17 protein-coding genes and 1 tRNA gene are annotated in these 21,217 nt (G+C 47.2%); 10 read left to right on the forward strand and 8 right to left on the reverse strand.

Annotated elements, in window-relative coordinates:
* Positions 1 to 16 precede the first annotated feature (16 nt).
* The 3 genes from nusA to HZ996_01485 are packed head-to-tail and all read right to left on the reverse strand — an operon-like array spanning position 17 to position 2,519.
* Positions 17 to 1,249, reverse strand: coding sequence for a transcription termination/antitermination protein NusA (gene nusA, locus HZ996_01475; GenBank protein ID QTN37860.1), 1,233 nt, complete (start codon positions 1,247 to 1,249; stop codon positions 17 to 19).
* A gap of 11 nt (positions 1,250 to 1,260) precedes the next feature.
* A complete protein-coding gene (gene rimP / locus HZ996_01480; protein QTN37861.1) occupies positions 1,261 to 1,788 on the reverse strand; it encodes a ribosome assembly cofactor RimP in 528 nt (175 codons plus the stop codon).
* Positions 1,789 to 1,820: 32 nt separating this feature from the next.
* Positions 1,821 to 2,519 (reverse strand): NAD-dependent deacylase, encoded by a 699-nt coding sequence (locus tag HZ996_01485; protein ID QTN37862.1) that lies wholly within the window; start codon positions 2,517 to 2,519, stop codon positions 1,821 to 1,823.
* 27 nt (positions 2,520 to 2,546) lie between these two features.
* Between HZ996_01485 and HZ996_01490 the strand changes: the two genes are divergently transcribed.
* The gene (locus HZ996_01490; GenBank protein ID QTN37863.1) at positions 2,547 to 2,918 is read left to right on the forward strand and encodes a Rieske 2Fe-2S domain-containing protein; all 372 of its coding nucleotides are present in this window, start codon (positions 2,547 to 2,549) and stop codon (positions 2,916 to 2,918) included.
* On the forward strand, positions 2,897 to 4,135 hold the full coding sequence (locus HZ996_01495) for a sodium:proton antiporter (GenBank protein ID QTN37864.1): 1,239 nt from the start codon (positions 2,897 to 2,899) through the stop codon (positions 4,133 to 4,135). Before HZ996_01490 ends, HZ996_01495 begins: the two co-directional genes overlap by 22 nt.
* Here the strand turns inward: HZ996_01495 and HZ996_01500 are convergent.
* Positions 4,119 to 5,762, reverse strand: coding sequence for a gliding motility-associated C-terminal domain-containing protein (locus HZ996_01500; protein QTN37865.1), 1,644 nt, complete (start codon positions 5,760 to 5,762; stop codon positions 4,119 to 4,121). The two genes, HZ996_01495 and HZ996_01500, sit on opposite strands and share 17 nt — an antisense overlap.
* A gap of 38 nt (positions 5,763 to 5,800) precedes the next feature.
* Entirely contained in the window at positions 5,801 to 7,429 is a 1,629-nt protein-coding gene (locus HZ996_01505) for an endonuclease/exonuclease/phosphatase family protein (GenBank protein QTN37866.1), read from the reverse strand.
* A gap of 99 nt (positions 7,430 to 7,528) precedes the next feature.
* Here HZ996_01505 and HZ996_01510 point away from each other — a divergent pair, with 99 nt between their 5' ends.
* Entirely contained in the window at positions 7,529 to 9,472 is a 1,944-nt protein-coding gene (locus tag HZ996_01510) for a beta-carotene 15,15'-dioxygenase, Brp/Blh family (protein ID QTN37867.1), read from the forward strand.
* Here HZ996_01510 and HZ996_01515 read toward each other — a convergent pair.
* Entirely contained in the window at positions 9,469 to 9,846 is a 378-nt protein-coding gene (locus HZ996_01515) for a MotA/TolQ/ExbB proton channel family protein (protein ID QTN37868.1), read from the reverse strand. The two genes, HZ996_01510 and HZ996_01515, sit on opposite strands and share 4 nt — an antisense overlap.
* A 149-nt stretch (positions 9,847 to 9,995) precedes the next feature.
* Between HZ996_01515 and HZ996_01520 the strand changes: the two genes are divergently transcribed.
* Positions 9,996 to 10,751 carry a LytTR family transcriptional regulator gene (locus HZ996_01520; protein QTN37869.1) on the forward strand — a complete coding sequence of 252 codons (756 nt, stop codon included), beginning with the start codon at positions 9,996 to 9,998 and terminating at the stop codon, positions 10,749 to 10,751.
* A 268-nt stretch (positions 10,752 to 11,019) separates the two neighbouring features.
* On the opposite strand, the gene HZ996_01525 is transcribed toward HZ996_01520, so the two are convergent.
* Positions 11,020 to 11,943, reverse strand: a complete 924-nt coding sequence (locus HZ996_01525) for an AraC family transcriptional regulator (protein QTN37870.1) — start codon at positions 11,941 to 11,943, stop codon at positions 11,020 to 11,022.
* Positions 11,944 to 12,023: 80 nt separating this feature from the next.
* On the opposite strand from HZ996_01525, the gene HZ996_01530 reads away from it, so the two are divergent.
* The 6 genes from HZ996_01530 (at position 12,024) to HZ996_01555 (ending at position 20,716) form a co-directional block, all read left to right on the forward strand.
* Positions 12,024 to 13,736: a sulfatase-like hydrolase/transferase gene (locus tag HZ996_01530; GenBank protein ID QTN37871.1), complete on the forward strand. Its 1,713-nt coding sequence runs from the start codon at positions 12,024 to 12,026 to the stop codon at positions 13,734 to 13,736.
* Between the two features lie 62 nt (positions 13,737 to 13,798).
* Positions 13,799 to 14,986: an ABC transporter substrate-binding protein gene (locus tag HZ996_01535; GenBank protein QTN37872.1), complete on the forward strand. Its 1,188-nt coding sequence runs from the start codon at positions 13,799 to 13,801 to the stop codon at positions 14,984 to 14,986.
* Positions 14,983 to 16,773, forward strand: coding sequence for an arylsulfatase (locus tag HZ996_01540; protein ID QTN37873.1), 1,791 nt, complete (start codon positions 14,983 to 14,985; stop codon positions 16,771 to 16,773). The genes HZ996_01535 and HZ996_01540 overlap by 4 nt, the downstream gene beginning before the upstream one ends.
* Positions 16,773 to 18,200, forward strand: coding sequence for an arylsulfatase (locus HZ996_01545; protein QTN37874.1), 1,428 nt, complete (start codon positions 16,773 to 16,775; stop codon positions 18,198 to 18,200). Before HZ996_01540 ends, HZ996_01545 begins: the two co-directional genes overlap by 1 nt.
* Positions 18,201 to 18,233: 33 nt before the next feature.
* Positions 18,234 to 18,980: a hypothetical protein gene (locus tag HZ996_01550; protein QTN37875.1), complete on the forward strand. Its 747-nt coding sequence runs from the start codon at positions 18,234 to 18,236 to the stop codon at positions 18,978 to 18,980.
* 56 nt (positions 18,981 to 19,036) lie between these two features.
* The gene (locus HZ996_01555; GenBank protein ID QTN37876.1) at positions 19,037 to 20,716 is read left to right on the forward strand and encodes an arylsulfatase; all 1,680 of its coding nucleotides are present in this window, start codon (positions 19,037 to 19,039) and stop codon (positions 20,714 to 20,716) included.
* A gap of 274 nt (positions 20,717 to 20,990) precedes the next feature.
* Here HZ996_01555 and HZ996_01560 read toward each other — a convergent pair.
* Positions 20,991 to 21,061 (reverse strand) — tRNA-Gln (locus HZ996_01560).
* Positions 21,062 to 21,217: the final 156 nt, after the last annotated feature.

Raw genomic sequence — 21,217 nt, forward strand, 5'->3', positions numbered from 1 at the left:
TTGCTTACAGTTTCTCTTATTCAAATTCTTCGCGAAGGATGCGCTGTACATCTCTTGCGGTTTCTTCTTCAAGTTCCGTTCTCTTGACAATTTCGTCAACGGTTAACTCCAATACGCTGCGAGCAGTGTCGCAACCAATATTCTTCAATTCGCTGAGTACCCACTCATCGATTTCGTCGCGGAATTCCATCAATTCCACATCCTCCTCCTCATCAATATCGCGGTATACGTCAATTTCGTACCCCGTCAATTGACCGGCGAGACGAATATTGAATCCTCCTTTACCAATCGCCAAAGAAACTTGGTCTGGCTTGAGGAACACTTCAGCGCGGCTGTTGTCCTCATCGATAGAGATACTCGTGATTTTTGCTGGGCTCAAAGCACGTGTAATAAACAACTGGGTATTGTTGGTGAAGTTGATGACATCAATATTCTCGTTTCCGAGCTCACGGACGATACCGTGAATACGAGAACCTTTCATACCCACACATGCTCCTACCGGATCAATACGATCGTCGTAAGACTCTACCGCTACTTTGGCTTTCTCACCCGGAACACGAACGCAGCGCTTCACGGTGATCAAACCATCAAACACTTCGGGGATTTCCTGCTCAAATAATTTCTCCAGGAATTTTGGTGAGGTACGGCTCAATTTGATGATAGGCTTCGTACCACGTAGTTCCACATCGTGGACTACCGCACGTACGGTATCTCCTTTCCTCCAGAAATCACTTGGGATTTGCTGGTCTTTCGAAAGGATCAATTCGTTCTGCTCATCATCGTAAACAATGATTTCACGATGACGAATGTGGTGAACTTCACCGCTGATGATCTCACCGATCATATCCTCATAGCGCTTGAAGAGATTGCCATTATCGTGCTCGTGTATACGAGCAATTAAGTTCTGGCGCAAGGCGAGAATAGCTCGACGTCCAAAGTGGAAGAGCTTCACTTCCTCGGACACCTCTTCACCTACTTCAAAGTCCTCCTCAATCTTTTGTGCATCTGAAAGTGAGATTTGCGCATTGTCATCCTCAACTTCTCCGTCGGGAACAACCTCGCGGTTTCGCCAAATTTCCAAGTCACCTTTATCGGGATTCACGATGATGTCAAAGTTCTCATCTGATCCAAACTGCTTGGTCAATGTCGCTCTAAAGACTTCTTCCAAGATGCTCATCAAGGTCACCCGATCGATGTTCTTGTCGTCTTTAAACTCAGTAAATGATTCAATCAGCGCCAAATTTTCCATTGTCCGTCTAATTAAAAGGGGAGCACAACTTTAGTCTCCGCCACTTCATCCAATTTGTATTCTCCCGTGTACTCCACGGTCTGTTTTTTCTTTTTCCCTTCTACCTTTTCTCTTTTGGACCATCGTAAAAACAAGGTCTCATTTTCCGCTTTTTCGAGAATTCCTTTTACTTCGGTTCCGTCCTGCAAACGGACTTTTACCTCACGGCCCACATTCTTGACAAACTGCGGCCACACTTTCAAAGGGTTCCCAACTCCAGCGCTGGAAACGGTAAGCTCAAAGTCCTCAGCATCACGATCCAATTGACTCTCGATAGCGCGAGAAACGGATACACATTTCTCAATGGCTACAGGACCCATCGAATCAACCAATACCTTGATCTGGTTCGAAGAGGTAATGGTCAAATCGACCAGGAATAAATCCTGCTCGGAACAACGTTCCTCAGCCCAACCCTTAACTTTTTCGATGTCGATCATTTGCGGTACAAAAAGAGGGGACTTTGTGGTCCCCTCGTCAATCCGTCCCTTAAGCTGTCGCAAAGATACAACAAATCTGTTTTTCAAGCAAAGAGCTAACGCTTTGCTATAAATTCCTTAACCCAGATGGGCAGTGCTTCACCCGCGGGTTTTTGAATATGCTCTGCTCCATCTATGGGCGCGTGATCCATCGTGCCGGGATCAAAAACGTGCACCGGAATCCCCGGCGGAGCCGCATGAACCAAACCGGCAGCTGGATACACATTTAGGCTGGTTCCAATGACCAATAAACGATCTGCGCGTCGAACGATTTCGGCGGCCGGGTCCATCATAGGCACCATTTCTCCAAACCAGACCACATGCGGTCTAAGTTGAGCTCCGTCAGGCCCAAGTTCTCCCCAATTCAGATCACCACCTTCTATATCCAAGATCAAAGCTTCGTCACCGGTACTTCGCGCCTTCCGCAATTCGCCGTGCAAATGGAGCACTTGAGAACTACCTGCCCGTTCGTGTAAGTCGTCAATATTCTGAGTGACGATACTCACGTCGGCCACGGTCTCCAACTCGGCTAGGGCGCGGTGTGCTGGATTTGGGGAAACACCGAGCAATTGGCGACGTCGAAGATTGTAGAAGTGCAGCACTTTGTGAGGGTCCGCCGCCCATGCCTCCGGGGTGGCGACCTCATATACGTTGTACTCTTCCCATAATCCACCAGAATCCCGAAAAGTCTTCAAGCCACTTTCCGCACTCATTCCCGCACCGGAAAGCACAACGATATGTTCACGATCAGACATCGACCCTAATTTCTTAATTTCCGATCGATGAAGCACGAAGATTTGGATTGGATTGCATTCTCACCGGAAACCCAGGCCGAATTGGCTCGTCATTCGGAAGAAGGCTTCATGATCATCGTTCAGCAAAAAAGAGTCGGAGACATAGTGCTGACGTACCATAATGATCGTTGGCACGCCATGAAAAATCGCTGTCCGCATCAAGGCTTTTCCTTTGTGGGAGGGCGAATTACACCAGCCGGAGAAATCGAATGCCCCATTCACAAATACCGGTTCAACTTGAATGATGGGAAAGAAAAGAGTCAAACCTGTCCTTCAGTTCCCATTTATCCGATTAGGGAAGAGGAAGGGCGATATGAAATTGGAATAAAGAAGTCGATATGGAGCTTTTTGAGATTTTAACTGAACTCACCGTCATCGCCGCTCTATTCGGGTATGTGAATGTTCGGTTTTTAAAACTACCCAGCACCATTGGCCTCCTGGCGATGGCACTTGTCAGCACCGTTGGCATCCTCATTATTGGCCAATTTCAACCCGGTATACTCGCGCGTGCAGAGGCCGCCGTTTCGGCCATTGACTTTCAGCACCTATTGCTCGATGTGATGTTGAGCTTCTTGCTGTTCGCAGGTGCCTTACACACCAAGCTCGATCAGCTCGAAAAACTGCGCGGACCCATCATTGCCTTCGCGACCCTGGGCGTTCTAATTTCCACAGCTATCGTCGGAGGACTGGTCTACGGACTGCTCCAACTCTTCGGACTGGACGTGGCTTTTATATACTGTCTCCTTTTTGGGGCCTTGATATCCCCAACCGATCCCATTGCCGTTCTCGGAATCCTCCGACAGGTCGGTGCGCCCAAAAAACTAGAAGCCATGATTGTCGGCGAGTCCTTGTTTAACGATGGAATTGGCGTGGTGGTCTTCCTTTCCATTTTCGGTATTGCCGCCGGAAGCGGTCATGTCAGCGCTGGCGAAATTGGCCTGCTCTTTTTGGAAGAAGTAGGCGGGGGAATTGCGCTCGGACTACTGCTGGGATACTTCGGCTATCGACTCATGCATTCGGTGGACCATTATGAAACGGAAGTCATGCTCTCCCTCGCCCTGGTCATGGGCGGTTACCTCCTGGCGAGCTCCCTTCACTTCAGCGGTCCACTGGCTATGGTGGTCGCCGGGCTTTTCATCGGAAACAAGGCCCGCGATGGCGCTTGGTCCGACGAAACGGAGCTCTACCTCGATAAATTCTGGGAGCTACTGGATGTCTTCCTCAACGCCATCCTCTTTGTATTGATCGGCTTGGAACTTCTGATTATCGAAATCGACGGACGCAGCTTGTGGCTGGGAATTCTGGTGATTCCTGTAACCCTTTTTGCCCGTTATTTGGCCCTCTACGGGCCGATAAGAATCTTCAGAAAGAGACTCGATCTCATGCGCGGTACCGACATCATGATGACCTGGGGCGGCCTTCGAGGTGGAATATCCATTGCACTCGCGCTCAGCTTGACGGCTCAAATGGAACGAGACCTATTCCTGACCATGACCTATGTAGTGGTCATCTTCAGCATTCTTGTACAGGGCTTATCGGTTGGTAAAGTAGTTCGACGCTTTACCTCAACAGGGTGAGGAATCCGGACTTTTCGGAAAAGACTTCTCCAAAGGCGAAGCCTCGAACGACAAAATAATACGTGCCCTCCGGACAGTCCTGCTTGGAGGAGTAATTGACGCCATTCCACCCCTCCCACAAGTCTGGATTGTCGGAACCACCTTCAAAAACGATGACGCCCCAGCGATCGAAAATTAAGATCTCGATACGTTCCGGAGCGAACTCCCAAAAGGGATACCAATTCTCATTTTCACCATCGCCGTTCGGCGTGAAGACATTAGGAGTTTCAATATCCACGCAAATGGCCCACCATACATCCGTGGTATCGGACCAGGAACAACCGCGATAGTTCTTGCGGTAGGCCAACTGGTTCAGTCCTACCTGAAAGGCATTGGGATCAGGTTGAATTCCGGTCTGCTCCACCTCATTGACAAACCATGTCCCTATTCCTTCGGCAGGAAGACTTGGAGAAAGGGACCAAAACGGCTCGTCCTGTGGAAAGCATGCAGAATCTGGACCGATAATCTCCAGTCCAATATCCGAATTGTACAGCCACAGATCGGATGAAGCCGTGTCGGAGCAGATGCCGTTCGAAGCAATCAGGGAAAGGACAAAAGCACCAGTATCTGGACGAGAAAGGTTCAGGATAGAATCCGAGCCTAAAGCCTCTTGTGTTCCATCGGGCAGCGTAAGGACCCAATTGTAGTCATCGAAATACTGTCCCGCTGCAATATAGGTTCCACTGGTTCCACTGCACGAGTCATTTTGCTCCACAATGACAGGTTGTGGTTCTGGCAAGCACTGGACCACGTTGACCTGAAAATCTCGCCAAGTCACATTGATCTGCTCACCATTGCGCCATTCAATGGCCCTAATTTGAGTCACGTACTGACCAATGGTTGTTGGGGTTCCCGTGATGATCCCGGTCACCGGATCTATGGCAAAGGCAGGGTTGGCGTCGATCCAATCGTTGGTGCTGTATCCGGGCGCCCACGGGATGGGAAAAAAGGGCGGTGGTGATGGGATGGGTTGCGGATTGGTTTGCGATCCTCCGGTGAAAGGGGTTCCAAAGGCGTAACTAATGGAATCTCCGTCCGCATCTATTCCGCTGTGGTCATAAAAGAAAGGAGTGTTCGCACAGACCACGATCGGTGGAGGTAGCGGAAAATGAGGATTGGAATTGTTGACAATACTATCACGCGCCGGAATCCCAGTAGCGTAGGTGGCGCCATAATTCAATGGCGTTGGAATATTCAGAATGGTTGCGTTTCGGCAACAACGCTGGTAAATGAGGGTATAACCCCGAGTGCTGTCCGGCAGGGTGATGATTTCTCTGTAGTATCCTCGTTCGACGACCACGTCATCTCCCGTGCCGCTGGCGTAGCACGTATCATCGGCCAGTGGGACAAAGTTGATGCTGTCCAACATGAAGTTCAAGGTCAGTACCTCGGCTCCAAACTCGTCGACCACACCAAAGATAGCCGGGTTGTCGAAGGCTGGCCCACCGTTGGGATCGCGGTAAATCAGCATTTCAATATCGTACTGTCCACCGCCTAGATAGGTGTAGCGAATTTCTCCTCCAATGATGTGCGTAGCCGAACTGGCCATTCCGCAAAGGACAAAGAAGAAGAGCAGAATTCGTTTCATGTTCCTAAATATACGCAGAGGATGCGTTCAGGGTTGAGTTATTGATGAATAAGCCGATATCCGTACTGTCTGTTCACCTTAATATAATAGGTGCCGGATGCAAGGTTCGATAACTCAATTGTCAATTCACTTTGACGCTTGGAAATAGGGAATTCGCGAATCAAACGACCTTGCCCATCGATCAATTCCAAATGCTGGACGCTCTTAGCGGGCCATCGGACCGTAACATTGGTCGAAGCGGGGTTCGGAAGAATCTCCACCTCGGGTTTACGGAACTCGCCTTGACCGCTGATTTGATTCCAAGCAAAATCTACGACTACGGGTAAATGGTCAGAGGCGTCATAGGCCAGCTGAGTGGAAACGACGAAGGACTTTTCGGCCCGTAGGGCATAATCACTGTAAAACACATAATCCAGGCGACCCGGATAGTAGCTCGAGGTCTGACCGGGCCAGGTATAGCTCTGGCGCTGCGTGTTCTGAAGAGGAATGGGATCCGCGATCGGCGAACCGTCCCAATCGGGTAAGAAGTCCGTTCCAAAGGTGGCTTCATCCTGAATGTCACCGGTGAGGATGGTCTCCAATTGCTGCTTATCGCCCACGAGGTTCATATCGCCCATCACCACGAAAGCCGTTCCAAAAGGAACATCAATTTGGCCTCCCGAAGTTTGAAGGTCGCGATAGAAGTTTACCAAGCCGTCCACTTGTTCTTGGCGTCGATCATCGGCGTTGCAGCACTTGAGATGAAGATTGGCAACGACCAAATCCGTAGCGAACGAAGAAGGTAGGTCGATGGTACTTACGAGAATGCGATCTTCGGGATCGTGCTGATAAGACTGGGTAATGGGGAACTGGCTGGCCGTGACATTTCCGTCAAACAACTTGGCTGTGTACCAACCCACCGGAAGGGGCATTAATGTGTCAAGAATCTGTTTGACCTGAGCGGCCGGAGTATCCCACAGTTCATTAAAGGTGATGATGTCCGGAGCTACTTGATTAATCACCTGGGCAATCTTTGGGCCCAAGAAGGGATCCACCAATCCGTCGTGTTCCACGTTGTAGGTCATCACGCGCAGATGCGTCGGATCTTTTTGAAGACCGATGGGTGTGTAGGGAAACTGCAAGCCACCGAGGACATGATCAATATGGCCGCTGTCCGGAAGTTTATCGTCTGCTCCATTCATCGATACCCATGCAAAGCGAATGCTGTCGCCAAATTGCAATGGTCCGTTGCGATCAAAGGATACCTCAAATCGGTCCGAAGTCACCGTTGGGGCGCTGAACATGCCCACTTGATGGTGCTGTACGGTTTGTCCGTTCCACGTTCCTTCGCGATCGTAGAAACGCCACACGAGATCAGCTCCCATTCCTTCGTAGGCCTGACCGGTTTGGGCATTGGCATCCAAATCCAGATAGAGGGTAAGTCCGTATTCCGAGTTCAATTGCCAATCCTGAGCTCCGTGAATTTGAAAACTCACAAAGGAAGAGTCGCTGTAGACACGGGTCTGCAGTAAATCAAAATACGTGTGATCGCCGGCGGGATCATTGACGATCTGTAAGCCATCCCAATCATTGAAGTTGCCTTCTATGGTGATTTGGGCGTGCACGGAGGAGCAGAATATGGCACAGAGGGCCAGGATGAAACTAAAGGAGAGAATGATTTTTCGCATGGTTCAAAGGTAATCAAGCCAAAGCATAGTCACGATATGCAGGCCTGCGAACATTTTATTAAATTCACTCTTAATTGAAAGTACTGAAACTAAAAGCATTTGTACGATTACCTCTTTATCGGATACGGAGCCAGCACTTGCCTGATGCTTCGCGCACTCCTCCGCAACGGAATGCTGACCGGGAAATCTGTGGCCATTATTGATCCGGATTACCAGCGAGGGAACGACAAAACGTTTTGCTTTTGGTCTGAAGAACACGACCCCATTCTCGATCACAATCGTGACCTCATCGACAAGAGTTGGAGTAAAATTCGGGTCGATGAATGGGAGGAAGAAGCCCTCTCCCCCCTCTCCTATCATCACATCGAAAGTAAGCGCCTCTACGACACCACACGGGCCATGCTGGAACGGTACGCCGTGGATTGGTTCGAGGCGTCTGTGGATGATCTTCAACCCCTGAAAAGAGGGGTCCGGATTCAAGCCGGCACCATTGAGGTGAAAGCGAAAAAGATTTTCGATAGTAGACCTGCCGGCTTTGAACGGAGCGATCGCAAACCCTTTGTCTGGCAAAGTTTTTTAGGATACCGCGTTCGGGTGAACGATCCAGTTTTCGACGCCGAGGTCTACCACAAGATGGATTTTCAAATCCCTCAGGATGGGGCCACTCAATTCGTTTATGTCCTACCCTTCAGCGAAACGGAGGCTTTGGTAGAGTGGACGAGGTTTGGAGTGGACCGCGTTGATCATGCATCGGCCCGTGAGGGCCTCGACCAATACATTCAAAACCGCTTTGGCGCGTACGAAATTGTGAGAGAGGAAGTCGGGGCCATTCCGATGGCGACGGGTTCTGCCAAGGTGGAAGACCTACCTCGCGTGCAATCGATTGGGACGCGGGCCGGGAAGGTTAAGCCAAGTACGGGCTATGCTTTTAAGCGCATGTACGATCACGCGGAAGAGCTGATCTCCGGTGCTACCCAGTCTAAATCCGCGGAGCGATTCGCTTGGTATGATCACCTTCTGCTCTGGATCCTTGTGTATCAGCCGCAGTGGGGTCGATCGATCTTTAAAACGCTCTTCAAGACGCAATCCGCGGTTTTTGTTCTGCGCTTCCTCGATGAGCAAAGTAAACTCTATCAAGAGATTCCGATGTTCTTGCGCCTGCCCTTGAGACCGTTCATTCATTCGGCCATGGTGTACATCGGTCAGTGGATGCGCGATCGGTGGGAAGTCTTTTTCACCCCAGTTTTGGCTGCGCTTTTGGTAGCGCTGGCCCAGTGGAATTCGGCCCTGGCGCTTCAAATTGGCATCCCGCTATTGGTCTTTGGATTCTTGTTGGTCGGCTTACCGCATGGAGCCCTCGACGCGTATTTGGAACGGGGGAAACGATCTCTTCCCACGTTCATCGGACGCTACCTGGCCCTGATGGCCGCCATGCTCTTCATGTGGTGGTTGGCCCCACTCCTGGCCCTCATCCTCTTTGTCGCCTACAGTGCCCTTCATTTCGGACAAACCGACACCGAAGAATGGGGACTCAAAAATGCCGGTCTCGCCTTCCCATGGGGCCTCGGCCTTCTCTCCATTCTCTTAATCAGCCATTGGTCCGAAACAGCCGAAATCCTGAGTGAATGGGGGATTTATTTAAGTGCCTCCACGGCACGATGGGAAACGCCCACGCTCCTATTCCTCTTCGCAGGCAGTACAGCCCTGGCCCTCTATCATCGAAAAGAAGCCTGGCTGGCCAGCTTGGCCACCCTCGCCTTGGGGACGCAGCTTCCGCTCTTGGTCGCCTTTGGACTTTACTTTGTAGGTCAACACAGCCTCAATGGCTGGAAGCACCTACAACGCTCCCAAGGCTGGAGTCACACAGGCATGTACCTGCGTGGACTTCCCTACACCTTGGGAGCTGTTCTGTTCTTTGCGATGGTCTGGTGGATGGATGCCTCCTTACTCACGGCTCAATGGAGTTGGCTTTTTGTCGCCCTCTCCGTGGTGAGTTTTCCCCATGTGGTGGAGATGCACCGGTTCTACGAGCGGCGCACTTAGTCCTTTTGAAGCCACGCACTCAAGCCCAGCCAAAGTGCTAGTGCTATGACGTAGATGATCAGGCCGTACATGGTCGGGATCATGCTCACTTTGAATCCACCGGCAAGTAGCGCGGGTGACACGTCCACGAGTTTTAGCTCAATGGCTTTGAAGGCCGAGAATAGTCCAATGAGTTGTCCCAAGAGTCCAACAATGAAGGCGAAAAGTCCAATGGATCGGGTATAAGTCAACTGACGACTAATGTTTTCGAGTCCGCTTACTTGACCTCGTGTGATGCGCAAGACTTGGACAACCGTGACGCTGATCATGGCGATGAAAATGAGGGTTAACAAGCCCATAAAAAGAGCTCCTCCTTGATAAAATAATTCCAACATGTTCTGTTCTATTTTAGTGGTGAAACATTGATGGTGTAAATGTGCTCCAGGAGGTGTTTTCCCGCAAGGTCGTATCCGGTGCTAAACCTGCAGTTTACCGATAAATACTGGGATTGTCGAGATGAATTTCGATTTTAGCGCCGAATCTCATGAAAAAGCGAACGCTCGTACATATTCTCTTTTGGCTCGTCATTCTGGCCTTCTTGACCATTTATTTTGGAGCGCAGTGGAAGAGTCGCATCCTGGCCTTTTATTTCTCGAGCATGTTGCTCCCGATCGTCGTTGGCACCACCTATTATTTCAACCTCCGTCTGGTTCCCAAATATTTCTTGACCGGCAGGTTTAGTCATTTTGGACTCTACTTCTTTTATCTACTCGTCATTTCCCTGTATGCCGAGATGATGGTGGCCTTGCTTTCCTTCGTTATCCTGGCCAATTACCAAGCGGATGTGATGAACTTAGGCAGTCTTTCGATATTCAATCTAGGCTTGACCCTCTACGCCATCGTTTTCGGGACCAGCTTTATTCGCATGGGCATTCAATTTCGTCAGCACTCGGCTTTAATCGAGGAGCTGAAAGAAGAAGCGGAGAAAAAAGCCGTGGGGACCCTACAGTTCAAATCGGACCGAAAGAACGTTCAGATCGCCTTTTCCGATCTGCTCTACTTGGAAAGCCTGAATGAGCAAGTCCGGGTGGTGTCTGTAGATGGTGACTGGACCACTCGAGAGAAGATCACCCACCTGCACGATCGATTGTCCGATGACTTCTTGCGCATTCATCGATCCTTTGTGGTCAACAAACACAAGGTCAGTAGCTTTTCCCGAACCGAAATTCAGGTCGGAGATATTGAGCTGCCGATTGGGAGGACGTATAAGAAGGAGGTTGTGGAAGAGTTGGAAGGCTAGGACTTTGTGAGCACGATCAAACACAGCCTAATTAATAGATGAGTCCTCAAGATTACGAGGGCCGTTCTTAGTTTCCGCCATTGTGGTTTTTCCAATTACAGCGATTGATAGAGGCACTGAGACGTTGAGTAAAAGGAAACTTTTTAAGATTGACTGTTGGATTTCCTTGCCGTTTCGAGACTGACCTGAGAAGGTACGGTCGCAACCTCGATAACCTTTCCAGGGAGACCGTAAATCATCACCGGCCTTAACGCTCATATTCAATGTGTCAACGACTGAAATTTCTCTTCCTTTTCAGGGTTTCTGACGGCAACTCGCCGATAAGCTGTTTATAATCCTTAGCGAATTGCCCCATATGCCAAAAACCTTGTTTGGCAGAGATATCGGCAATGGTTTGTGAATGATGGGCTTGTTTAAGTAATTCATGAACGCGCCGAATACGGAAGTTAGTTACGTATTGCTTGGGGGTTAGACCATAGGTTTCTTTAAATAAATTTTGAAGTGTTCGTTCGCCCAACCCTATTGACTTGTGCAAATCGTGCATTCGAAAATCTCGAGCCGAATGCAATTTGAGCCATTGGGTAGCTTCTTCGATTATCAATAGACCTTTTTCGTTTTGATCTCCTCTACCTTCTTGATGAGCAATAGCATTAAAAATAGCGTGAAGAATTTGTTCGGAGTTTTGAGCTACATTATGATTAGAAGCCAATGCTTCAAGGAAATACTTCGACAATGATCTCAAATAATCTGTTGTTCGCACATCCAAATCCCAAACATTCTCTCCCGCTACTGCTTGTTCTAAGCGTGTATTCTTTTTTGTTGCTAAAATCCGCTGAAAAACGTCTTGCCGGAATGAAAGTGTATACACATTAAAACTACTGTCTGAGATGCTGAACAGCTCTCCATTGGTTGGAAAAAGCGACAACGACCGACCGTGTAATGGCTTGTTCCTCCATGTATAGTGCACATTGTCAAAAGCTGGAATAACAAAGGTTCTGAATCCCTCCGGTGTTAATCCCTGTTGCTCGAGTTTGCCGTAAAAATTTCCTTGACCAATCATTATCGTCTCCAAAAACCCTTGTGTAATCGAAAACTCAAACTTCCCTGCGCCCAAGGGTAAAAAGTCCAAATTCCAATCCACCACGTTTTCACGAAGCAAATCGAGATCATTAAATTTGGTCGAGACGAACATACTCTTGCGGATTTTTGATATCCTCAAACAAATAAACTAACTAAAATTGTGAATCTGATTTCACAAATAACAAACAAGACATGCGAGTTAAGTACACATTATATGCCCTGACATTGTTTATAGGCATTTCTACCGTTTCGTTTGCCCAGAATGAAATCATTCATGATGCTGAGTATTACATACTCGAAGCCAAACATGGTGAAAAATGGGCCGAACAAGATCAGGAGCTGAAAGATAAACTCGAAAAGCTCGAAAAGAAATTTGGCACTCCGCCCAACATCGTGCACATAATGTGGGACGATATGCCTGTTGGAGAGATTGGTATTCCGGCGCTGCAAAAAAACAGAGGGTTTGAAACCCCTGTAATGAACCAGGTTGCGGAAGATGGAATTCTTTTTACTCGAATGATGACCGAACCTTCCTGTACACCGAGTAGAGCGGCGGCCATGACCGGACGTTATGCAGTGCGTAGCGGAATGTATAACGTAGCCTTTCCATACGAATATGGCGGCATTGGTGCAGATGAAGTAACTATGGCAGAAGTGCTTTCTGAAGCGGGGTACGCGACAGCATTTTACGGCAAATGGCATTTAGGAGATGTAGAATCAAGTTACTGCAACAACCAGGGATTTGATGAAGCCTTATGGACTCCGTACAATCAGGTCCCAAGTTTGTACGTACCTAGAGGACAACAAGCCGCGCTTTATCCTGGTAGCATGTATCCAAATATGTATCCAGAGGATAAATATGCATTGGATAATGACTGGATTCCGGATGGTTTTGTTTGGGCTCTAGAAGGTAAGAAGGGTGAAAAACCCAAAGAGTGGGGAGACACTTCAAGCGATGATGATTACTACAAAATCGATGATGAGTGTGTGAAGAGAGCGAAAGCCTTTATGGCCAAAAACAAAGACGAAAAGAAGCCCTTCTATATCGCCTACTGGCCGATGATGCAGTCATTCTTGGGGAATCAGCCAGGAACTCCGAATAATACTGTTGCTGGAGTAGCCGTCCAAGAAGGATATGTAAAGGTTGATGGTTATGTCGGACAAATCATGGATGAATTAGAGCGACTTGGTCTAGCCGAAAATACTTTGGTTATCCTCATGGCCGATAACGGTCCAATGACCCACAATGGTCCTCCAGGATTTATTGAGCACATTTACCGAGGAGGAAAAGGAGATTTTACTGAAGGAGCCGTGCGTGTCCCTGCCATTGCAAGTTGGAAAGGTGTTATCGATGGAGGTCAAATTGTGGGGGACATGATTCATATCACGGACCTCTTCACCACGTTTGCGAATTTAGCCGGAGCAACAGAGAATATTCCAACGGATAGAATTATTGACGGGTTAGATCAAACCGCTCTTCTTCTAAATGGCGACGGGTTTGGCAGACGTGACTACAATTTCATTTACACTGGAAATATTTTGGCTGCTAGTGTTAAAGGGCGGTACAAAAGGCATTGGGTTGGCGAACTTCCTGGACTAAGTGGAGCCGCATTTTATGATCTATATAACGACCCGCGCGAGGTAAGTGGAAAAATGCTTCCTGGCTTTACAACCAAAGGGATGTTTATGGAAATGAAGATTCGCCATGAATTGTGGAAGTTAAAGTATCCGGATAACGAGTTGACTCGTGACTTTCCTTTCAAAGGCTTAGAGAACCCTTCGGAAAACGTTAAAGCTGCGTCTGAACCGCGGGTTGACCCAAAAGACTTGCCGTTTGATCCAAGAGAGTTCATCAACTATCTCAACGAGTGGGAGAATACAGAGACGCTCTGGTACGATGACTAGGATTTTAAAGGCCTGCTCTTAGCAGGCCTTTTTTTATGTAGACAGAACCCCAAAAACGAGATATGGCATCAAGAAGAAACTTTATTAAAACAGCTGGTTTGGCTGGGATTGCTGCGGCAGCCGTGCCTTCAGCATGCGCGCGAGGAGTTGATCCAGAAAGCAAAACTTCAAACGCCGTTATTCCGTCCAGTGAAAAGAGTGATGCAACCATAAAATATGAAACGGGCCCCATAGGTGAAGGTGAGCCGCTACTGTTGGCAGGGTACGATTATAGTCGGGTGAAACCATTAGTCGAAGGTAAGGTGAAGATTGAAGGGTGTTCCTTTAATTATCAAGTGTCAGGTATTGGGGCCTTAAACAATCACGCATTCTTTGGTTCCCAAGAACGCGATGTCACCGAGCTGGGGCTTATACCATACTTGCTGGCCTATGCGAATGATGATTTTCAGGACTACAAACTATTGCCATTACCCGTTCTTCGTATGTTCCGGCACCGCAGCGTTTGGGTTCGAACCGATGGTCCGATCAAGCGACCTGAAGACTTACGTGGAAAGAAAGTAGCTACCGTTGGATACTCCAGTTCTGGGTTAACCCATATTCGAGGTTGGCTAGCTTCTGAGTATGGCGTGATGCCTGAAGAAATAGATTGGATTTCGACAAAAAAGGATTCAGCCGCGAACCTTACCAGTGGTGTTTCGAAATACGAAAAAATCATTCCTGAAAATATTGAAATGGAGTTTGCCCCAGATGGAGAAGACGAGTCTTCATTGCTTCTTTCAGGCCAAGTCGATGCAATTTTTCATCCGGCTGAACCGAAGTGTTTTCAGGAACGCAACCCAAATGTCCGACGGTTATTCACAGACTTCAGAACGGAGGAAATGGGGTATTTCACCAAGACAGGCATCTATCCAATTATGCATACCGTTGCCATGAAGAGAAGTACCATCGAGGCCAATCCATGGATGCCAAAAGCCATTTTCGAGGCGTACTGCAAAGCAAAGGCCATGGATCTGAAACACATGCAGCTCTTAGGTTGGGCTTATGATTCCCTGCCTTGGTACGGACAAGAATTTGATAATACACTCAATGAACTAGGACCAAACTTTTATGCCTATGGCATGGATAGAAGCCGGAAGGCGTATGAAGCGGCTTTCAGGTTTGTCTATGACCAAGGACTAGCGAAGCGCAAAATTTCGGTAGAAGATATTTTCGAAACCTCAACATTGGATTTAAAAGATGCGATGTCTTGAAAAGGATTGAAATGATTTTGAACAAAGGTCTTTACGCCTGCTGTAATTGGGTAAAAGGGAATCTGTTTAGGGCTTGTTTTTATATGCTTTCAGCTCTAATCATCTCGATTGGTTTCTCGGCATGCCAATCGAACAACGAAGAACCCAATGAGTTGAGGCCGAACATTCTTTTGATTGTTGTGGACGACGCCGGATTTTCTGATTTCAGTAGCTATGGTGGAGAGATCAGTACTCCAAATATAGATCAGCTGGCAAGTAACGGGGTTCAATTCACTCGCTTCTACACGCAGCCCATGTGTGCGCCCACGCGTGCTTCAATTTTGTCTGGCGTTGATAACCATCAGAATGGCTTAGGAGCTATGCCACCTATGCATACTCAGAATCAATACATGCAACCCGGATATGAAGGATACTTAAATGAAAAAGTGGTCACCCTTCCCGAAGTGCTGCGTGATAATGGCTATCAAACGTACATGAGTGGTAAGTGGCATTTGGGTTGTTTGGATTCGACTCAATATCCAAATGGAAGAGGATTTGAAAGAAGCTTTGCGCAAATGGCCGGAAGTGCGGGTCATTTTCAAGACGGTTTCGCTACAGGGCCGATTGACGTTCCAGTCACTTTTTATGTGGAAGACAACCGGCGAATTGAGGAGTTGTCGGAGAATTTCTACACGACTAAAGACTACACGGACTACATGATTCAATACATCAAAGAATCAGATGAGGAAAAACCAATCTTCGGGTACTTAGCTTATACGGCTCCTCATGACCCGCTACATGTCACCGATGAATATATTGACAAATACAAAGGCGCCTACGACGAAGGTTTTGATGCCATACGTAGAGCGCGACTTGAGCGGATGAAAAATATGGGTTTAGTTGATGAATCCGTTCCGTACAATCCGGGTACGGGTAATTTCACTCAATGGGACTCTTTAACGGCAGATGAAAAAGTTATTCAGGCAAGAAGAATGGAAGTTTACGCGGCAATGATCGCTTGTGTAGATGACCAGATTGGCCGGTTGGTTGAAACTTTAGAAGCAGAGAAAAGGCTTGAAAACACGGTGTTTATTGTTATGTCGGACAACGGCCCAAATCCATATGATCCAGAGTTTTATTACTTGGGCAGTGTTGACGAGTTCAATAAACAAGGGTTTGATAATAGTTTAGAAAACATGGGAAGAGATAACTCTTTTATATCGCTTGGCGGCGCTTGGGCTGAGGTAACCGCTACTCCATTTAGCTACTACAAAACCACTACCGGGGAAGGCGGCATTCGGACACCTTTGATCATTTCAGGCGTTGGAATTGAGGCGAATGGTGTAAAAGATATAACGGTTCATGCTGCTGACATTTATCCGACAGTTCTAGAGCTTGCCGATGCCAAACGTCCTGAAACTTATCGAGGAAATCCAATGAATCCATTATTTGGTCGTTCAGCCAAGCCCCTTCTTGAAGGTGAAGAGGATCACGTTAGGGATACAGAGATTGAGCCATTGTGTTTTGAGATTAGCGGGTACAAGACAGTTATTCAGGGAGATTGGAAATTGATGCAAGGCAAGGCTTTTAAGAATGGAGGTAAATGGGTGCTAATCAACCTCGAGGAAGACCCGACCGAAAAAACGGATCTTTCCGAAGAGTATCCAGATAAGGTTAAAGAGATGGCGGAGCACTGGGAAGAATATAGCGTGAAACACGGGTATATTCCCCCCGAAGGAAACATGTATGTCATTGAAATTGGTGCAGAGACCTTTTACAACTATGGACGGGATTACCGTGTAAAATAATGATCATGAAAAGAATAGTCCTTTCGCTGGTTCCTGTTTTCTTGCTCCTTGCCCTCAACACTAAAGGCCAGCAAAAGCCAAATGTGGTTTTGATCATGATGGACAACTTGGGATGGGGAGAGCTCGGGTGTTATGGAGGCGGTGAACTGCGCGGTGCTCCAACCCCTAATATTGATCAGCTTGCCTCGGAGGGTATGCGTTTTTTGAATTTCAATGTAGAGGCGCAATGCACTCCAAGTAGGGCGGCTACTTTAACCGGAAGGTATGCGGTACGAACGGGTAATGCCAGTATTCCGATTGATTCACCTGTCTACGGACTAACACAATGGGAATATACTCTTGCTGAAATGTTCTCCGACGTAGGGTATTCAACCGCGATGTTCGGCAAATGGCATTTAGGTCAAACGGAGGGCCGGTTCCCCACGGATCAGGGTTTTGATGAATGGTATGGGATTCCAAATTCTTCAGACGAGGCCTTTTGGCCTGATGACACCCGATACAAACCAAGTGCTCACCCATTTGCTCAAAGCACCTACATTATGGAATCTGTCAAAGGCGAGCAGCCAAAAGAATTGACGATTTATAATTTAAGTCAACGGGCTATAATCGACGAGGAAATAACGTCCAGATCAGTTGATTTTATCAAGCGACAAGCTAAAAACACAGGTCCTTTCTTTCTTTTCATTCCCTATACACAAACCCATATGCCAACCACGCCTCATCCGCAATACAAGGGCAAAACAGGTAATGGAGACTTTGCTGATGTTCTGGTTCAAATGGATGATTACGTCGGCCGAATAATTGAAGCACTTGACGAACAAGGGCTCAACGAGAATACTATTCTCATATTCACCTCTGATAATGGGCCTGATCCACAAACACCCTACCATGGGTTTAGTGGCCCGTGGAGAGGCTCCTACTTTACCGGGTTTGAAGGCTCATTGCGAGTCCCATGTATTATGAGATGGCCCAATAAAATCCCCGGTGGAACGGTTACCAACGAGATTGTCCACGAAATGGATTTATTTCCAACCCTTGCAAGAATTGTAGGGGGAAAGATTCCCGATGACCGAATAATTGACGGAGTAGACCAACTCGACTTTCTATATGGGCGACAAGATTCGTCAAATCGTGAGAGTGTTATCATATACGTGGGTAATGAGATTTTTGGAGTAAAATGGCGAAACTTCAAACTGATGACAAAAGAAATTGACAAAGCTTGGGGAAATGCAACGAGATCGTACAGTGTTCCCTTGTTTTACGATTTATATACCGATCCTAAAGAGGAGAATCCCTTGGACCCAAAGTGGATCGAAACGACATGGATGCGCTGGCCAGCTGGACAAGCCTTGACTGACCATCTTAAATCTTTAGAAGAGGAGCCTGTAATTCGGCCGGGAGCATTAGACCCATATCTTCCCGAGTAGGCTGTTTATAAGAACATTATATCACGATTAAACATGATTGTAGGATTGTTAACTCTGTTTTCCATTTTGTTTTTTGGAGGATCACAAGAGTATTTTCTAGTAGAGAAACTGGAAAAAGGAGTAAAGGAATATGTCATTGAAAAAGATCGCAAGAAAGAAATCTTGTCTGACCTCGACATAACGGTCAAAACCATAAAGGTCTTTAATAAAAACCGCGAGAAGACATTGAGGGAGTATCACGATTTGAATGCCTCGTATTCGAGTACGAAAGCGGATTTCGACACTTTTTTGCAATCATTAAAAGAAGAGCGTGTGGCTTTTCAAAAAGACATTTTGGAACAACGAGTAATGGTCGTAGCCAAGATTACACCTGAAGAATGGTCCAATATCATTGAATACTCGAGTGAAAAGACAGAAAAACGTCTTGAAAAAGAGAATAAGAAAAAAGAGAAGGATGCTTTCTCAAAGATTAAGCAGAAAATAGATTCAGAGATTAGTGATGATGAGAAGCGAAACTCGGCACTTCAGGCCCTTGAACAGATTCAACTAAAATTCAATGAGCTCGGAGACACCTATGCATCTTTAAACGCTCTCGAAAACAATCTGGTTAAAGATCAAAACACCACTCTTGAAGAAGGTGAAAAGTTAGGTGCACAGCTTAATGAACTCCGCACAGAAATGCACTTTGCAGTTGTTTCTTTTCATTTTGCTATCAAGGATCTATCAGATGAGTCGACCTTCGAAAGAATCATGAAAACCGTAAATAAGGTCATCTTATAATTACCGGTGCGTATATGATATATTGTTCTAAAGAGTCTTTCTCGTCGCCATTTTCCTTGCTTACCATCCTATCATGGACTGTACTTGCTGGCTGTTCACCCCAAAACCCTACGGCGCATAAAACAACAAGTAAGCCGCCGAACATCATCCTGATTGTCGCTGATGATGCAGGGTTTTCTGACTTTTCATGTTACGGTGGGGAAATCTCCACCCCTAATATTGATCGCCTGGCTAGTGCCGGCATGCAGCTAACCGATTTTCATGTTACGCCGAATTGTGCTCCTACGCGTGCAGCATTGCTCACAGGGAAAGACAATCATTTAGCCGGGATGGGTACGATGAGTGAGCTCATTACCGAAAATCAAATCGGTCAACCCGGTTATGAAGGTTTTTTGCGTCAAGATTTGAAGACACTGCCCGAAGCCCTCAAAGAAAACGGATACCGCACATACATGGTAGGTAAATGGCATTTGGGAGCCAAGCAGACCTCAATGCTTCCGTTTAACCGAGGATTTGACCGCACCTTTTCTATGCTCGCAGGAGGAGCAAGTCATTGGAGCGACAACAAACCACTCATACCCGGGAAGTCCAGTCTGTATACACACAATGGGAAGATCATTGAAGAACTACCGATGGATTTCTATTCAACGGAGTCCTACACAGATAGCATTATTTCATTTATAGACGAAGATATTCAGAAAGACAGACCATTTTTTGCATACGTAGCATACACTGCCCCACACAATCCGCTACACGCACCTAAAGCTTATATCGAAAAGTATAGAGGGAAATATGACTCGGGGTGGTCGGTTCATGCCGAGAATCGGCTGAGTCAGATGAAGGATCTCGGAATAATCCATGGCGACCAAGTTGCTTACGAATTTCCCGATTGGATTAGCCCTTGGAACGAGCTCAGTGATGAGCAAAAGGCTTCTCGAGCAAGAGACATGGAGGTATATGCAGCGATGATTGACTACATGGATATGAGCATAGGACGATTATTGGAATATTTAAAATCAATAGAGGCATACGATAATTCCATAGTCATTTTCATGTCGGACAACGGAGCAAGCAAAACCACAATAAATGATTACGCAAGTTTAGGTAGAGAAATTGAAGAGCATTTGGCATCTTTTGATAATTCCTTGCCAAACAAAGGGCTGCCAAATTCCTATCCGGACATCGGTCCGGGTTGGGCTTGGTCATGCAACACGCCATTTCGACATACCAAAGGATATCCTACAGAAGGTGGAATGCGGGTACCGTTGGTCATCAAGCTACCTGCCGAGACCCGATTGAAGCCACAAAGAATCTCAAGCTTCGCGTATGTCACCGATATTATGCCCACATTACTTGATTTGGTTGGCGCCGAATCTATAGAAGATGTTGAACCAGACGATGGCATGAGCAACTTAGGACAATCATTACTCCCTGTTTTGACCGGGAATTCTGAGGCCGGTACGGAGCGCCAAATGGGATTCGAGCTTTACGGAATGCGAACCTTTAGATCTGGCATGTGGAAAATAAACATGTTGCCCACGCCATACGGAACTGGGGAATGGACCTTACACAATTTGCAGAGCGACCTTTCCGAACAAATTGATCTTTCCGAGAAAGAACCTGAAAAACTAAAAAGGATGATCAAGAAATACGAGGCCTATGCAGAAAAAGTAGGTGTGGTTGAGCCAGATCGTCCCGTTGGATATTCAAAACCTCCTAAAGAGGGTGCCTATTAGCTTTAATCAATGAAACCCGAGGTTTCCAACAAGCTAGCATTGACTTTTCAATCCCGGCAACAAACAATAAAAGGACAAGTCACCTTAGCTGAAGTCACCTTCAAACGGGCAGATTCTGGCCCTTAGCATGTTGCCCTGTACTGGTTTTTAATGGTGTGTTCCGTCCGACTTAAGAATTTTGCTCAAGCGTATGGGGACCGAGCAAGCACGATCAGACCCAGCCTAAATAGAAAAGCCCCCGCAAATGCGAGGGCTGTTCCTTCCTTTTTTCTTGTTGCCCGACTAGGACTCGAACCTAGACTGACGGTACCAAAAACCGCTGTCCTGCCATTAGACGATCGGGCAATCATCCTATAAGGGCTGCAAAGATAAAGCAATTTTTCATCCTCCAAAACAAAATTTGAGGGGCTGTGGAGGTGGACATCGGGCCGTAGGCCCAGATCTCTTGCTTTAGCTTTTGGGAAAACCTTAACGGCTGTACCCCAAGTGCTGTTCAAATAT

This window comes from Cryomorphaceae bacterium (genome assembly GCA_017798125.1).
GTDB lineage: Bacteria > Bacteroidota > Bacteroidia > Flavobacteriales > ECT2AJA-044 > ECT2AJA-044.

Excerpts from the sequence above, each read along its gene's own strand:
- nusA (QTN37860.1), bottom strand. The coding sequence starts at position 1,249 with ATGGAAAATTTGGCGCTGATTGAATCATTTACTGAGTTTAAAGACGAC.
- HZ996_01485 (QTN37862.1), bottom strand. The coding sequence starts at position 2,519 with ATGTCTGATCGTGAACATATCGTTGTGCTTTCCGGTGCGGGAATGAGT.
- HZ996_01490 (QTN37863.1), top strand. The coding sequence starts at position 2,547 with ATGAAGCACGAAGATTTGGATTGGATTGCATTCTCACCGGAAACCCAG.
- HZ996_01495 (QTN37864.1), top strand. The coding sequence starts at position 2,897 with ATGGAGCTTTTTGAGATTTTAACTGAACTCACCGTCATCGCCGCTCTA.
- HZ996_01500 (QTN37865.1), bottom strand. The coding sequence starts at position 5,762 with ATGAAACGAATTCTGCTCTTCTTCTTTGTCCTTTGCGGAATGGCCAGT.
- HZ996_01505 (QTN37866.1), bottom strand. The coding sequence starts at position 7,429 with ATGCGAAAAATCATTCTCTCCTTTAGTTTCATCCTGGCCCTCTGTGCC.
- HZ996_01515 (QTN37868.1), bottom strand. The coding sequence starts at position 9,846 with ATGTTGGAATTATTTTATCAAGGAGGAGCTCTTTTTATGGGCTTGTTA.
- HZ996_01520 (QTN37869.1), top strand. The coding sequence starts at position 9,996 with ATGAAAAAGCGAACGCTCGTACATATTCTCTTTTGGCTCGTCATTCTG.
- HZ996_01525 (QTN37870.1), bottom strand. The coding sequence starts at position 11,943 with ATGTTCGTCTCGACCAAATTTAATGATCTCGATTTGCTTCGTGAAAAC.
- HZ996_01530 (QTN37871.1), top strand. The coding sequence starts at position 12,024 with ATGCGAGTTAAGTACACATTATATGCCCTGACATTGTTTATAGGCATT.
- HZ996_01535 (QTN37872.1), top strand. The coding sequence starts at position 13,799 with ATGGCATCAAGAAGAAACTTTATTAAAACAGCTGGTTTGGCTGGGATT.
- HZ996_01545 (QTN37874.1), top strand. The coding sequence starts at position 16,773 with ATGATCATGAAAAGAATAGTCCTTTCGCTGGTTCCTGTTTTCTTGCTC.
- HZ996_01550 (QTN37875.1), top strand. The coding sequence starts at position 18,234 with ATGATTGTAGGATTGTTAACTCTGTTTTCCATTTTGTTTTTTGGAGGA.